This window comes from Photobacterium sp. MCCC 1A19761, from assembly GCF_037389125.1.
Taxonomy (GTDB): domain Bacteria; phylum Pseudomonadota; class Gammaproteobacteria; order Enterobacterales; family Vibrionaceae; genus Photobacterium.
Genome location: NZ_JAZGTF010000002.1, coordinates 25,928 through 40,548, shown reverse-complemented (window position 1 = coordinate 40,548; position 14,621 = coordinate 25,928). Strand labels below are relative to the sequence as shown.

The following is a 14,621-nucleotide window of genomic DNA, read 5'->3' as shown; positions in this document are numbered from 1 at the left end:
GCTCCACTGATTCGCCTCTACGCCTCAATATTTCAGTGCTCTAACGTTTTCACGCTTTGACGTCTCAAGGTCGCCTCCGTACATAGCACATAGCACATAGCACATAGCCCATGCATCGCGTCGTAATATGGCGGGTTAGGATTCATAGGACGGCGCAGGCTGACGATCGGTTCCATGTTGGTAAGCCCATTTTTGCAGGCCCAGGACCACAGCAACAGAAACCACGGTCAGCAGGCTGAAAAGGAGTAAAGGGCTGGTCAGCAGTTGCACCGCGGGGGAGGCATCGTACTGAAACAGTGCCAGGAGCCTGTCGATCACGTCGCACCAATCCAGCATTAGCCAATAGGCAGCAGTCAGCATCGGGATCAGGACATGGCGGCGTAGATCAATGCCATTGCGGCTTGATGCCGGCATTAACAGCCAGATGAAAACCAGGTAGGTCACCAGACTGCCGATAACGGCCAGTAGGATGGTGAGCGGATCCTGAATATCGAACCGGAGTCCTCCCTGATTATCGCCCATCAGGAGGAACAGGAGCCAGTAGGCACAAAGGACCATGGCAGACTCGCGCCATTGGCCGAGCCAGTGGCGGCCAAACAGCCCGTGAAAAACACGCCGGATGGCGAAGTAAAGGAATAAGTTTAAGCCCAGCGCCACAGGAACCAGCAACAGTTGCAGCGGCAGGTTATCAAAAATGAATGTGGCGATTGCGGGATCGCTGTAGGCCCCCATATACCAAAAGAGCGACATGACCAGCGTATTGAGTACGCCATGGTTGAGGTAAATTTCGCCACTGTGGGTTCCGAGTTTAGCCAGGAGGGACGGTGATTTTACCGACGGCAGCGTCAGGGCCAGGGCGGTGATCGCGAGTGTGACTGGAAGCGTCATGAGGTAATAGTCAGCGGCGAAACTGTCGTGTCCCCAAATCAGCCAGAGCCCTTCTGCCACCGCCAGCGCTGAAAACAGAAGGGTGGCAAGCAAATACACCGGCCAGGGGGCACGCATGAATAATTGGATAGCGTTGCTACGGGCGAGCTGATAGCCCAAGCACAGATAAAATAAGCCAAAAAACAATGGATCCCTTGAGTTCACAAAAAACGTGTGGGTTTCCGGGTTGAAAATCTCAAACGGAATCAGGGCTTGGTATGACTGTCCGCTCAGACCGATGACATGCAGGACACCAGCGAGCAGGAACAGGTGCATGGTCCGCTGAAAATGCTGTGCCAGGCAGAGCAGGACGGTGGCGATGATCAGCGCGGTCATAAACCACATGATCTCGAATCCTAGGGTGCCGTGGTAAAGCGCCTGCAGCCAGGAAAAAGGTTGCCAGTTTTGATACCCAAGCCCGTCGACGAGCAGGTACAGCAGCGTCCAGGTGAGGTACATCCGGGCAAGTTTGCTCACATAGCGCCAAGTATAGCCCCAGCTGTCTTTCTGACTCTGAAAAAAGTACAGGTAGCCGGCTACCACTAAAAAGAAAGGCACCGCAAATCGCGCCAGTATATTCAGGCTGAGATAAATTCCGTTTTGATCTTCGCCGCCGTATCCGTAGAAACTCATATAATGAATCACAAACACCGCAATGATGGCGAAAAATTTAAACGTGTCGAATGCATAGATCCTTGGCATTTGTGTCTCCGAATCAATGATTGAGCGCAGGTGCATATCAGTGCGGATCCTTCACTGTTTTTGCAACTTATTCAACTGTTTCCTTGGTTTTATAAGTCGATTTGGTGTGTCGCTCGAGAGGTGGCTGATTCGTGCCTGAAGACTTCGTCGCTTGGCGGGGTTAATTTTGCTCAATTCCCTCTTTTTATGGCATTTCAGTTTGGATTTAGACGCATGTTTCTTTAGTATGTATCGTTACGCGAATTTATATCTCCCTAAAGGACGCCACTTGTAGGTGGATGAGGAAACGATGCTACATCTAGACGAGATTATTGCCAACGCAACGGCAGCTATAGAGCAGGCTGAATCATTAGTCGCTCTGGACGAAGTCCGTGTCCAGTATCTGGGCAAAAAGGGTGAACTGACCCTGCAACTCCAAAGTTTAGGTAAACTTCCGCCGGAAGAGCGCCGCGAAGCGGGCCAAGAAATCAACAAAGCCAAGCAGGTGGTTCAGCAGGGTATTGCCGCGCGTAAAGATGCGCTGCAACGTGCCGAGCTGGAAGCGAAGCTGGCGGCAGAAACCATTGATGTGAGCCTGCCGGGTCGTCGCATTGAGAACGGTGGTCTGCATCCGGTGACACGTACCGTAGAGCGTATTGAAACCTTCTTTGGTGAGCTGGGCTTCAATGTTGAGTCTGGTCCTGAAATCGAAGATGCTTTCCACAACTTTGACGCGTTGAACATTGCAGCCGATCACCCGGCGCGTACGGATCACGACACCTTCTTCTTCAACCCTGATCTGATGCTTCGTACGCATACTTCAGGCGTTCAGATCCGGACCATGGAAAACGGCAAGCCGCCATTCCGCTTTATTGCTCCGGGCCGTGTGTATCGTAACGACTACGACCAGACGCACACGCCAATGTTCCACCAGGTGGAAGGGATGCTGGTTGATGAAAACGTCAACTTTGCCCAGCTGAAAGGCATTCTGCATGACTTCCTGTGTAACTTCTTCGAAGAAGAAGTGGAAGTGCGTTTCCGCCCATCGTACTTCCCGTTTACAGAGCCTTCTGCGGAAGTTGACGTGAAAGGGAAGAACGGCAAGTGGCTTGAGGTTCTGGGCTGCGGTATGGTTCACCCGAACGTGCTGCGTAGCGTTGGGATCGATCCTGAAAAATACTCTGGTTTTGCGTTCGGTATGGGTGTAGAGCGTCTGACGATGTTGCGTTACGGCGTAAACGATCTGCGCGCATTCTTCGAGAACGATCTTCGTTTCCTAAAACAGTTCAAGTAATCCAGAGGTTTAAACACTATGAAATTTAGCGAATCATGGCTTCGTGAGTGGGTAAGCCCTTCTGTGACAACTGACGAGCTTACGCACCAAATTACAATGGCCGGTCTGGAGGTCGACGACGTCCTGCCGGTTGCGGGCACCTTCACTGGCGTGAAAGTGGGCCAGGTTGTCGAATGCGGTCAGCACCCGGATGCGGACAAGCTGCGCGTGACAAAAGTTGACGTGGGTGAAGCTGAGCTGCTGGACATCGTCTGTGGTGCGTCGAACTGTCGCCTGGGCCTGAAAGTCGCTGTGGCGACCGTGGGCGCGGTTCTGCCGGGTGATTTCAAAATCAAGAAAGCCAAGCTGCGTGGCCAGCCTTCTCACGGTATGCTGTGTTCTTTCACCGAACTGGGGATCGACGTAGACTCTGACGGCATCATGGAGCTGGCGGAAAATGCCGTGATCGGTACCGATTTCCGTGAATTCCTGGGCCTGGATGATGTGACCGTTGACGTTGATCTGACGGCGAACCGTGCGGACTGTTTCAGCATTCGTGGTATGGCGCGTGAAGTCGGCGTTCTGAACCGTGCTGACGTCACTGCACCGGCCGTTGACGCCGTTGCGCCATCGATCGACGACACGGTTTCTATCGAAGTGAAAGCGCCTGCGGCTTGTCCACGCTACCTGGGTCGTGTGATCAAGAATGTGAACGTTGCTGCAAAAACACCGCTGTGGATGCAGGAAAAACTGCGTCGTTGCGGTATCCGTTCGATTGATCCGGTTGTAGATATCACCAACTTTATTCTGCTTGAGCAGGGCCAGCCGATGCATGCATTTGATCTGGACAAGATCGAAGGCGGTATCGTGGTTCGTATGGCGGAGCAAGATGAGAAGCTGACGCTGCTGGACGGCTCTGAAGCGGTGCTGAATGCAGACACGCTGGTTGTTGCTGACCACAACAAAGCGCTGGCAATTGCCGGCATCTTTGGTGGCGAACTGTCAGGTGTGATGTCATACACCAAAGACATCCTGCTGGAGTGTGCGTTCTTCGCGCCGGATCACATCCGTGGGCGTGCGCGTAGCTACGGTCTGCACACGGATTCTTCAATGCGTTTCGAGCGTGGCGTGGATTACGCACTGCAGGCAAGCGCCATGGAGCGTGCGACGCAGCTGATCGTTGAAATCTGCGGTGGTGAAGTCGCACCTGTGGTTGCGGTTGAATCTGAAGCCGATTTGCCGAAACCGAACATTGTTGCCCTGCGTCGTGAGAAACTGGACAACCTGCTGGGTCATCACATCGCTGATGCCGATGTGGTTGAGATCCTAGAGCGTCTGGGTATGGCTGTTTCAACAACGGCTGAAGGCTGGACGGCGACTGCGCCGACCTGGCGTTTCGACATTGCCATTGAGCAGGATCTGATCGAAGAAGTAGGCCGTATTTACGGTTACAACAATATTCCGAATCAGTCGCCGGCTGCCGCATTGAAAATGAACGACCACAAAGAAGCGAATTTGCCGCTGAAACGTGTTCGTCATTTGCTGGTTGACCGTGGCTACCATGAAGCGATCACTTACAGCTTCGTTGAGCCAGAGCAGCAGAAGCTGATCGTACCGGATGTTGCACCATTGGTGCTGCCAAACCCGATCTCTGCTGATATGTCTGCTATGCGCCTGGGCCTGATCCAGGGTCTGCTGAACACTGTGGTTCATAACCAGAAGCGCCAGCAGCCACGCGTTCGCCTGTTCGAGCACGGCTTGCGTTTCATTCCGTGTGACACTGCTGAAAACGGCATGCGCCAGGAGCCAATGCTGGCCGGTGTGATTGCAGGAACACGCAGCGAAGAGCACTGGGACATTGAAACCAACACGGTTGATTTCTTCGATCTGAAAGGTGATCTGGAAGCAATTCTGGAGCTGACAGCGAACGAGAAAGCCTACAGCTTCAAAGCGGCGAAGCATCCGGCATTGCATCCGGGTCAAACCGCTGCCATTGTTGTTGATGGCCAGGAAGTGGGTATCATCGGGACGGTTCACCCTGAGCTTGAGCGTAAGTTCGGTCTGAACGGCCGCACCATCGTCTTTGAGCTGGAGTGGGCTGCCATTGATTCTCGTGTGATCCCGGAAGCTGTAGGTCTGTCTAAGTTCCCTGCCAACCGTCGCGATATCGCTGTGGTTGTGAATGAAGACGTTGCTGCGGGCGATATCGTCGCGGCTTGTCAGGCTCACGGTGGTGAATTGCTGACCGACGTGAATCTCTTTGACGTTTACCGCGGCAAAGGGGTTGAGGAAGGCAAGAAGAGCCTGGCCATTGCGCTGACGTTGCAATCGACGGAGCGAACGCTGGAAGAAGCTGATATTTCTGGTGCTGTTGATAGCATTGTTGCAGCACTGGCTGAAGGCTTTGCGGCATCGCTGCGTGATTGATTACAAACTGGTTTGACCTGAATAAGCAAATTTTTGCTATTTAAGTCATTGTTTTATGAAAGCAGCCGGAAATGGCTGCTTTTTTTTGATCTTTAGCCAAAATTGTCTAACATTCTGATAGATAGCGGTATTTGCTGGTTCTGTCGCAACTCACAGAGTGTTATGCGGTAGTCCCCTGATTTTTCAGAAATTATTTTGGGGACAAGTGAATAGAAAGCACAACTAGGTGCATGAAATTTGGCTTTTACTGCGACGAAAAATCAATAATTTGACGTTTCATTGACGTAAAAAAGTTGGCGGAAATCAGCGAGTTGGCTTAAACTTGTGACTAGTTAAGGACGGGCTCCGGTTATGGAAATTATACTGTACGACGATCCATCGCCGAGTGATGCTTGCCTGACGACTAATACGTAGCAGAGGTCGTGACACTATCTCTGCGGTCCATTCAACATAGTCTTGAGGGAATTATCTATGGCGCTCACAAAAGCCGATTTGGCTGAGAACCTGTTTGAGAATGTGGGACTAAGCAAACGGGACGCCAAGGATACGGTGGAAGTCTTTTTTGAAGAGATCAGGAAAGCTCTGGAACATGGTGAGCAAGTGAAGTTATCTGGATTTGGTAATTTCGACCTGCGTGATAAAAATGAGCGACCAGGACGAAATCCGAAAACCGGTGAAGACATTCCAATTTCTGCCCGCCGTGTTGTCACTTTCCGCCCAGGCCAGAAACTTAAAGCTCGCGTAGAAAGCATCGAAATCGAAAAATAGCAGTTTTGAGTTCGGAATATGAACCCAGGTAAGGTGTGTAGGCTTACCTGGGTTTCGTTTTTTTAGGGCTTTTTTCTTTTTTTGAGATCTTCTGCAAGAGCCCGGTCGTTACAATCATTTAGCTAACTTGTATATTACTTTGCAACGCTTTCACTGTGTAACGCTACCAGACAGTGAATCCCAACGATAAAACACTACTAAAGCGCAAAGCAAAAGAGCAATTACACGGAGGTTGTCGATGGCGTTTCTGAAACAGGTGAAAAAAGGTCGGTTCTTGAAAGCAACTCTGGACCTGACTTCGCCGTTTGAGCCCGGGGAATGGGCACTGGATTCAGGGGTTCAGTGCAAGATGCCGATGCGCGGTGTTCTCGACATCACACCGTCAGCATTGAATGGGACAGAAAAAGATATCGTGCTCTCCTCAGGGGTTCATGGTGATGAAACCAGCCCGGTTGAACTGATCCAGCGTCTGGCTGAGGGGATTCTGAAAGGGGAGATTATTCCTGCCCACCGTTTATTGTTAATCATTGCTCACCCGGAAGCGATTAACGCCCATACCCGGTTTGTGACTGAAAATATGAACCGGTTGTTTAAAGCGCAAAATGACGCGCGTAATGTCGACTGCATCACGGCCAACGCATTGCAGCAAGCCGTCAGTGATTTTTATCATGGTTCCTCACAGGCGCAGCCGGATCGCTGGCACTTAGATCTGCATTGTGCCATCCGCGACTCCAGGCACTACACCTTTGCGGTCAGTCCGTATACGGATAACCCGACTCGCAGCAATCGTCTTTTTGCGTTTTTGCAACGCGCCCAAATTGATGCGGTGCTCCTGTCTAACTCGGCTTCGCCGACATTCAGCTGGTACAGTGCTGAATATTTCTCGGCCCAGGCGCTGACGATGGAACTTGGGAAAGTGGCTCGATTTGGCGAGAATGACCTGACGTTGCTGGAAGGTTTTTATAATGCGATGCTGGCGTTGGTCACCGAGAACGATGTCCCGCTGGAGTGGTACGGCGAAACGATTAGCGTCTATAAAGTGACGCGTACGCTGACTAAGCATACCGATGCATTTCAGTTTACGTTCCCGGCGGACCAGGCGAATTTTACTCACTTTGAAGAAGGGGCCTTGCTGGGCAGTGATGAAGGGGTCGAGTACACCGCGGCACCGGGCGGAGAAGCGGTCGTTTTCCCGAATCCGAATGTGGCCATCGGCCAGCGTGCCTGTCTGCTGGTGAAGAAAACCCGGGTCAACTTCCGTGAGCAGGTGACTGTCGAATAATTCATCGCTCTCATCGGTAACGTGCGGCGACCGACAAAGAAACAGCATTCTTTGTCGGTCGCCGCTTTTCATTCCGGGGTCGAGAAGGTATTGTAAACGCTCCGTTTTTACCATATTCGTCCCATGCAGCTAAATGATCTTATTTTACGCCAGCGCGCGAGGTGGCAGTTCAGTTTGATACTGAGTGCTGTCGCGCTGGTCATCGCGGGTTTCTTCTCTCTCGCCGTGGGCGAAATCTTTATCTTACCCTGGTCACCGGAAGGGGCGCTTGAGCAACAGTTCCTGCTGCAATTACGCATGCCACGGTTATTCGCCGCGATGGCCATCGGGGCTTCGCTGGCAGTCTCCGGAGCCGTGCTTCAGGTGTTGCTGGGGAACCCGCTGGCGGAGCCCGGGGTGATCGGCATTTCCGGCGGTGCCAGCCTGGCGCTGGTGATCCTGCTGTTTTTCTTTCCGGCATTATCGAACCCGATGATCACCATGGCCGTGGCCATGGCCGGGGCTTTGTGTTTTACCTTGATCCTGGTCGGTCTGTCGCGGCGGCGAAAGGTATCGACGACGCGTTTGCTGCTTATCGGGGTGGCACTGGGGATCCTCTCCGGGGCCGTCGTGACCTGGGCCTTTTACTTCAGTGATGATTTGAACCTGCGGCAGCTGACGTATTGGGTGATGGGGAGTGTTGGCGGCGCAAACTGGACTCAGCTCTCCCTGCTGTTCCTGGTGATCCCAGTGCTGGGTTGGCTGTGTCTGCAGGGGCAAAAACTGGATCTGCTGATGTTGGGTGAGAATCAGGCCCGGCAACTGGGGCTGGATGTCGTGGCCTTTCGCTGGCGGTTAATTCTGGTGGTGTCTTTATTGGTTGGCGCAGCAGTTGCGCTGGCCGGGGTGATTGGCTTTATCGGACTGGTCGTGCCGCATTTACTGCGCTTGTCACTCGGGACCGAAAACCGATACCTCTTGCCGCTGTCGGCGATCTGCGGTGCTTTACTGCTGGCCGTCGCTGATATTTTCGCCCGGGTTTTACTGCCGGCGGCTGAGCTGCCGGTCGGTGTGGTGATCACCAGCCTTGGCGCGCCGGTCTTTATCTGGATGCTGCTGCGATCGCAAATGGACTAAGCCAATGAACGAGATGAATCCACAGGGCTTGCTCCTGGATGTGAAAAACCTGGCGATGCCACCGCGTTTGCTGCCGGTGTCATTTACCGTCGCTGCCGGCGAGATTGTGCATCTGATTGGCCCGAACGGCAGTGGCAAGAGTACCGCCATTGCGATGCTGTCAGGCCTGGTCCCGGCCCAAGGGACTGTTGTGCTGCAAGGACAATCACTCGCGGACTATGACTTGCCGAGTCTGGCAACCGTGCGATGTTACCTGGCGCAGCAGGACAGGCCGGCTTTTTCTGTCGGGGTCTATCATTACCTGGCACTGGCGCTCTCGGCGCTGGGGCCTCTGGATCCGATAGCGGTCCAGCAAGCGCTGGATGAGGTGTGTCTTGCGCTCAGTATTGCAGACAAGCTGAACCGTAACATTCAGCAGCTGTCCGGGGGGGAATGGCAGCGGGTTCGCCTGGCGGCTGCCTGCTTGCAGGTGTGGCCGGCCTTAAACCCTGAAGCCAGATTGCTCCTGCTCGATGAACCGGCCGCGGCGTTGGATATCGGGCAGGAAGCAGCGATGTACCAGCTGATCCGCATGATGGCCGGGAAAGGCATCGCCGTGGTGATGGCAAACCATGATCTGAACCGCACCTTGCGTGAGGCCGATAAAGTTATTTTGCTCAACCATGGCTGTTGCGTGGCGAAAGGCGAACCAGAAACTGTGATGACCGTCGAGCGTTTAGAAAGTGTCTTTTCAACCCGGGTCCAGCGCATCGAACACCAGGGGCAATCCTGCCTGATTTTTACCGACTAGCACGAAAATAGCGGGTGATATTTTGGTCCTGCTCGCAAAAATGATAACGGGATCTGGCCGGGAATGGCAGGCGATCTGCTGCGAATTTGTTATAATCTTAGTTTCATATCTGTGATAACCAAGCCGAAACAGGAAGTTCGGCTGACTAGGAGTTAAACATGAACGCACCCAGCTGGGATCTCTCCATCGCCTATCAGGATCTTTCTGATCCCAAAATCACCCAGGATATCCAGACGATCAAATCGCTGATCACGCGCTTGGAAGCACTGGATCCAACATTGCTGGAAGACTTGCAGCAGGCTGTGATCACGGATGCCAACATTGCGGTGATCCTGTCGACCCTGTCCACGTATGCCAACTGTCTGGCCTCCGTGGATGCCAGCCACGACGGGGCGAAGAAGCTGGCCGGGCAGGCCGATCGACTCTATTCGCAGGCTGAGCAGGCGATGAATCCCTATCAGCAATCCATCATTCACCTGGATGAAAACGCATTTGAGACTTTCCTGCAAGGCGAGGGGCTGGACGCATTTCGCTTTAAGTTGGAACGTCGCCGGTTACAGCGTAACAGAATGTTGTCGGTCGGCGAAGAGCAATTGCTGTCGGCGATGCATGTTGACGGCCGCAATGCCTGGGGGCGTTTGTATGACAACCTGACCGGGAGTTTGTCGGTGACGATGCAACTTGCCGACGGCAGTGAAGAAACGGTGGGTTTGTCACAGGCTGCGAGTCTGTTGTATGGCCCGGAGACACAACGTCGGGAGCCTGCCTGGCGTGGTATCTCGCAGGTGATGACAGTGCACCAGGAGTCATTTGCGGCGATCCTGAACGCTCTGGCCGGTGGTCGTTTGACCGAATATGAAAAGCGCAGCCATACCGAGCAGGTTCATTTTTTGGATCCAAGTCTGCACACCAGCCGGATTGAAAAGCAGACCCTTGATGCCATGCTGAGTGTGGCACGGAACAATCGCGATGTCGGACAGCAAGCCGGTCTGGCGATGGCGACCTTGTTTGGTACCGAGAAACTTAAGCCCTGGGATGAGCTGGCGTCGATGCCGGCCTTGGGCGGCGGGGAGAGTGAAACGTACAGCTTTGACGAGGGGATTGCGATCATCCGCGAAGCGTTTGTCGGGGTTGATCCGGAAATGGCCGATTTTGTCGACTGGATGGTGGAAAACCAGCGCATTGATGCCGCGCCGCAACCACGCAAGCGCTTGGGCGCGTATTGCACCAAGTTTGCTGATACCCGTTCGCCGTTGGTGTTCATGACCTGGGGCGGCAGTATGTCTGATGTGCTGACGCTGGCCCATGAGCTGGGCCATGCCTTCCATAACTGGGTGATGCGGGATATGCCGCTGGTCCGCACCGAATATCCGATGACGCTGGCTGAGACGGCATCCATTTTTGCCGAGAATATTGTCCGCGATGCGCTGATGGCCAAAGCGAAAACGACGCAGGATAAACTGCAGATGTTGTGGGAAGAAGCGCAGTCGGCACTGCAATTGATCATTAACATTCCGGTGCGCTATGAATTCGAAAAAGCCTTTTATGAGCAACGCCAGGAAGGGGAGCTGACGCCGCTGCAATTGCGAGAACTGATGGCCAAGACCTGGCGTGACTGGTATGGCGAGGCGATGGACGAAACCAACGACATGTTCTGGGCCAGCAAGCTGCACTTCAGTATTCCGGAGATCAGTTTCTACAACTACCCGTACCTGTTCGGCTACCTGTTCAGTAAAGGCGTGTATGCACAGCGGGCAGCGAAAGGGGCACAGTTCTACAGCGACTACAAAGCCTTACTGCGCGATACCGGCTCCATGACGGCCGAAGCCGTGGTTCAGAAACACCTGGGGATGGACATCCGTCAACCGGCGTTCTGGCAGCAAAGCGTGGACATGGTGCAGCAACAAGTGGCGGCGTTTGAACGTCTGGTTGCTACTTTGAAATAACCTTCTGTCCTGAGAAACAACAAAGCGGTTTATCCGATGGCCGGATAAACCGCTTTTTCGTACTTGCAGCCGCTGGTTCAGTCAGTAAGAACAGCCGCTGTTACGTGCTTAGAAGCTGTAACGCGCACCCAACTGATAGCTGGTTTCTTTCAGCTCTTCAATTTTACGGTGTTGGAGGTTTGCTTCCAGGCTGAAATGTTGAGTCAGCTGAATGTTGTTCCCCAAACGAAACTCTTGCATGGTGTCATCATAGGCTGCCAGGCGAACCGCAGGCTCAATCGTCCAGTTGCGCATCAGTTGGTAACGGGCGCCAACTTCACCCGTTAGGCCGGAGTCATCTTCACGGAACGACGCATGGCTGTCTGAGAATCCCCAGAAATGCACATCCAGCTCAGCTTCGAATCCTGAAATCCCCGCCAGGCCGTAAACGGTCAGACGGTTATTGATTGGCTGGAAGTAACCCAGGCCCAGCAGCGAGTGTGAAATGGTCAGATCGTTGTCGACGGTGCCTTCGCTTCGGGCTTCCAGAAAGAATTGATCAGTAAAGTTCCAGCTACCGCGCAGATACAGGCCAGCAGTTGAATCCGAAGTTGTCCCGCCCCAGGAAGAAACGGAGGTCGGCAATTGGTGGTTGTACTCAGAAACCTGAAGTCCGCCGCTGACAAAGTTGAAGTTTTGCGTTGCGTTGTCAGCCTGAGCAGAAAAAGCGGTGATCATCAGCGCTGAAAGCGGAAGTAAAGCAATCTTGTTCATGTTGTTCGCCTGTATTTTGTTATTGCGCAGCACGGTGAACCGTGATGTCGTCTTAGCTCTGGCGGCAGATTAGCGCTTATAAAAACACTGTGCAATATAATTATGTACATTGTTTTTAATTTGAGAAGCGTTTGCTTGGAAAATGAGCAGAAGCGGTGTCCGTCGGCATTTCTGTACGAAACTGTGTCGGTAGTCTTACTGTGGGTGAAACGGAATCGTGATTGCACTTCGAAGCGGTGACATCGATTTACCAACATTCATCCCTATGCATCAATACTGATATCTTGGTCATAGATTCCTGCCGAGTGATTGATTTAAGATGAAAACTGTACTTATTGAGTAGGACAGGGAAGCATGAAAAATACGTTTGAGCACGCATTGCCTAATGCAGAAGGTTATTTCGGTGAATATGGCGGGAGCTTTATCCCACCGGCGTTGCAGGAGATCATGGTTCAGATCACGGCAGCTTATGATGCGTGTCGACAGGATCCGGCATTCCGTGACGAGCTGGCACGTTTATATAAGCATTTTGTGGGTCGGCCCAGCCCTATTTTTCATGCCGAGAACCTGTCGCGTAAATATGGCGCGCCGATTTATCTGAAACGGGAAGACTTGAACCACACCGGCGCCCATAAGATTAACCACTGCTTGGGTGAGGCGCTGGTCGCCAAGAAAATGGGCAAGAAAAAACTGATTGCCGAAACCGGGGCCGGTCAGCACGGTGTGGCGTTGGCAACAGCCGCAGCGTTGGTCGGATTAGAGTGTGATATTTACATGGGCGAGGTAGATATCGCCAAGGAGCACCCGAATGTGGTGCGGATGCGGATCCTGGGGGCCAATGTGATCCCGGCAACCCACGGACGTAAAACGCTGAAGGAAGCGGTTGATGCTGCGTTCGAAGCTTATCTGAAGGATCCGATTCATCAGCTGTATGCCATTGGCTCGGTGGTGGGACCACATCCGTTTCCGATGATGGTGCGTGATTTCCAGTCGATTATCGGCAACGAAGCGCGGGTGCAGTTTAAGGAAATGACCGGGAGCCTGCCCGAGAATCTGGTGGCTTGTGTCGGCGGCGGCTCGAATGCGATGGGATTATTCAGCGCATTTCTGGACGATCACGATGTGGCAATTCATGGGGTAGAGCCGGCAGGTCGTTCACTGACAGAAGTCGGGGAGCATGCGGCAACGCTGACGCTGGGCGAGCCAGGGATCATGCATGGTTTTAAGTCTTATATGCTCAAAGATGATCAGGGGGAGCCACAGGAAGTGCATTCGGTCGCCAGCGGGCTGGATTACCCGTCGGTCGGACCGCAGCACAGTTACCTGAAAGACATCGGCCGTGCCCAGTATGGCACGGTCAGCGACGATGAAGCGATTGCAGCATTCTTCGAACTCTCGCGCAGTGAAGGGATCATTCCGGCGATTGAGTCGGCACACGCGGTGGCCTATGCGTTGAAACTGGCGAAGGCCGGCGAGAAAGGCTCAATGCTGATTAACCTCTCCGGTCGCGGTGACAAAGATATCGACTTTGTTGTTGAGCAGTATGGCAAGGACTACGGGATTGAATCGGTCTAATCGCGAACATGGGTGAAAGCTAATGTGAATCGGGGGCGCTTCAGGCGCCCCTTTGCTTTACTTGGCTTTGCTTTTCATTGGAGGGGAAGGGACGAGTTTAGAGTCCCTCGGCCCTGAGAATATAGTCCAGCGCACCGGTGATCGCGGCAACCTGGGCATCATTACATTCTTGCTCGGTCACTTTCGGACTGTCCGGGTAGACCTCCGTGGTGGTGCCGTAGACACAATTGGTCAGACCGCTGCACAGACCCAGCTTTTTGGTCGGGTAGTTGATGACGCCTTCCTGGGTGATTGGCTCGCCGATGATCTTTCCATCGCTGTCCGGTGGCGCAATGTGCGTCACAGAGCGGACGGCATCAATGATCGCTTTCTGGAAATCCGGTTGAGGATTGTCCGTGTCACCGACCAGGTAGAAGCCATCCGGCACCGTGCCCGGGATGTACGCAACGCCGTCGCGGGCCGCCAGCGCCGGACGAAATTCCAGCTCGTCGGTGTCGGTGGTTTCGTGCAGATCAATGTGCGCCAGGATGTCGGTTTGCAGGGTTTCCACCAGTTTCATCAAGGCCGCTGATTCTTCTGCCGGACTGTCGGCGTAAAACGAACGGTTCGGATCGACCGCATTCGGGTTCCAGCGGTTGATCGTCTCATATCCCCAGGGACTGACGCACGGGGCAATCAGCAGATTAAACCACTGGCTGTATCGTTCCGCCTGCTGATCGATAAACTGAATCGCGCCGTGTACACCGCTGGTTTCGTAGCCATGAACACCGCCGGTCACCAGGATCGTCGGCTTGCGGCTGTCCCAGTTCAGGGTTTTCAGCGCATACAGCGGGTAGCGTTGTTTGTCATAAGAAAGTGCCCCGTACTGAACCTGCTCGAAGCGGCCATTCAGTGGTTTGAGCTTGGTCAGCACATCGTCCTGATACGAGCGTTTGAGGGTGACCTGAGCGCGCCAAGCACTTTTCTCTTGTGCGGTCCAGGGGGTATCCGGAGTGCCGATTGGGTAGGGATGAGTGTTGTTCATGAAGTTCCCTTGGTCATGATGATGAGGCTAAGGGCGAAAGCATAGCAGCCGAAGTAGGC

11 protein-coding genes are annotated in these 14,621 nt (G+C 53.4%); 8 read left to right on the top strand and 3 right to left on the bottom strand.

What is annotated here, in order from left to right:
- Positions 1-135: 135 nt before the first annotated feature.
- Positions 136-1,629: an acyltransferase family protein gene (locus VV869_RS02910; RefSeq protein WP_337733497.1), complete on the bottom strand. Its 1,494-nt coding sequence runs from the start codon at positions 1,627-1,629 to the stop codon at positions 136-138.
- Positions 1,630-1,918: 289 nt separating this feature from the next.
- Between VV869_RS02910 and pheS the strand changes: the two genes are divergently transcribed.
- From pheS to VV869_RS02875, 7 genes are all read left to right on the top strand, one after another.
- Positions 1,919-2,902 (top strand): phenylalanine--tRNA ligase subunit alpha, encoded by a 984-nt coding sequence (pheS, locus tag VV869_RS02905; protein ID WP_337733496.1) that lies wholly within the window; start codon positions 1,919-1,921, stop codon positions 2,900-2,902.
- A gap of 18 nt (positions 2,903-2,920) precedes the next feature.
- Positions 2,921-5,308 carry a phenylalanine--tRNA ligase subunit beta gene (pheT, locus tag VV869_RS02900; protein ID WP_337733495.1) on the top strand — a complete coding sequence of 796 codons (2,388 nt, stop codon included), beginning with the start codon at positions 2,921-2,923 and terminating at the stop codon, positions 5,306-5,308.
- 471 nt (positions 5,309-5,779) lie between these two features.
- The gene (gene ihfA, locus VV869_RS02895; RefSeq protein WP_255387773.1) at positions 5,780-6,076 is read left to right on the top strand and encodes an integration host factor subunit alpha; all 297 of its coding nucleotides are present in this window, start codon (positions 5,780-5,782) and stop codon (positions 6,074-6,076) included.
- A gap of 238 nt (positions 6,077-6,314) precedes the next feature.
- Positions 6,315-7,358: a succinylglutamate desuccinylase gene (locus VV869_RS02890; protein ID WP_337733494.1), complete on the top strand. Its 1,044-nt coding sequence runs from the start codon at positions 6,315-6,317 to the stop codon at positions 7,356-7,358.
- Positions 7,359-7,481: 123 nt separating this feature from the next.
- Positions 7,482-8,474 (top strand): vitamin B12 ABC transporter permease BtuC, encoded by a 993-nt coding sequence (gene btuC / locus VV869_RS02885; protein WP_337733493.1) that lies wholly within the window; start codon positions 7,482-7,484, stop codon positions 8,472-8,474.
- A gap of 28 nt (positions 8,475-8,502) precedes the next feature.
- The gene (gene btuD, locus VV869_RS02880) at positions 8,503-9,264 is read left to right on the top strand and encodes a vitamin B12 ABC transporter ATP-binding protein BtuD (RefSeq protein WP_337733880.1); all 762 of its coding nucleotides are present in this window, start codon (positions 8,503-8,505) and stop codon (positions 9,262-9,264) included.
- 158 nt (positions 9,265-9,422) lie between these two features.
- Positions 9,423-11,210: a M3 family oligoendopeptidase gene (locus VV869_RS02875; RefSeq protein ID WP_337733492.1), complete on the top strand. Its 1,788-nt coding sequence runs from the start codon at positions 9,423-9,425 to the stop codon at positions 11,208-11,210.
- Positions 11,211-11,318: 108 nt separating this feature from the next.
- Here VV869_RS02875 and VV869_RS02870 read toward each other — a convergent pair whose 3' ends face one another.
- Positions 11,319-11,963, bottom strand: a complete 645-nt coding sequence (locus VV869_RS02870) for an outer membrane beta-barrel protein (protein ID WP_337733491.1) — start codon at positions 11,961-11,963, stop codon at positions 11,319-11,321.
- Positions 11,964-12,317: 354 nt separating this feature from the next.
- Between VV869_RS02870 and trpB the strand changes: the two genes are divergently transcribed.
- Complete coding sequence (trpB, locus tag VV869_RS02865) at positions 12,318-13,538, top strand: tryptophan synthase subunit beta (RefSeq protein WP_337733490.1); 1,221 nt, start codon at positions 12,318-12,320, stop codon at positions 13,536-13,538.
- Between the two features lie 97 nt (positions 13,539-13,635).
- Here the strand turns inward: trpB and VV869_RS02860 are convergent, their stop codons facing one another.
- Entirely contained in the window at positions 13,636-14,562 is a 927-nt protein-coding gene (locus VV869_RS02860; protein ID WP_337733489.1) for a M14 family metallopeptidase, read from the bottom strand.
- Positions 14,563-14,621 lie beyond the last annotated feature (59 nt).

Bases quoted from the DNA above. Each gene is read 5' to 3' on its own strand.
- btuC (WP_337733493.1), top strand. From the start codon at position 7,482: ATGCAGCTAAATGATCTTATTTTACGCCAGCGCGCGAGGTGGCAGTTC.
- VV869_RS02875 (WP_337733492.1), top strand. From the start codon at position 9,423: ATGAACGCACCCAGCTGGGATCTCTCCATCGCCTATCAGGATCTTTCT.
- VV869_RS02860 (WP_337733489.1), bottom strand. From the start codon at position 14,562: ATGAACAACACTCATCCCTACCCAATCGGCACTCCGGATACCCCCTGG.
- VV869_RS02910 (WP_337733497.1), bottom strand. From the start codon at position 1,629: ATGCCAAGGATCTATGCATTCGACACGTTTAAATTTTTCGCCATCATT.
- pheS (WP_337733496.1), top strand. From the start codon at position 1,919: ATGCTACATCTAGACGAGATTATTGCCAACGCAACGGCAGCTATAGAG.
- ihfA (WP_255387773.1), top strand. From the start codon at position 5,780: ATGGCGCTCACAAAAGCCGATTTGGCTGAGAACCTGTTTGAGAATGTG.
- VV869_RS02890 (WP_337733494.1), top strand. From the start codon at position 6,315: ATGGCGTTTCTGAAACAGGTGAAAAAAGGTCGGTTCTTGAAAGCAACT.
- pheT (WP_337733495.1), top strand. From the start codon at position 2,921: ATGAAATTTAGCGAATCATGGCTTCGTGAGTGGGTAAGCCCTTCTGTG.
- trpB (WP_337733490.1), top strand. From the start codon at position 12,318: ATGAAAAATACGTTTGAGCACGCATTGCCTAATGCAGAAGGTTATTTC.
- VV869_RS02870 (WP_337733491.1), bottom strand. From the start codon at position 11,963: ATGAACAAGATTGCTTTACTTCCGCTTTCAGCGCTGATGATCACCGCT.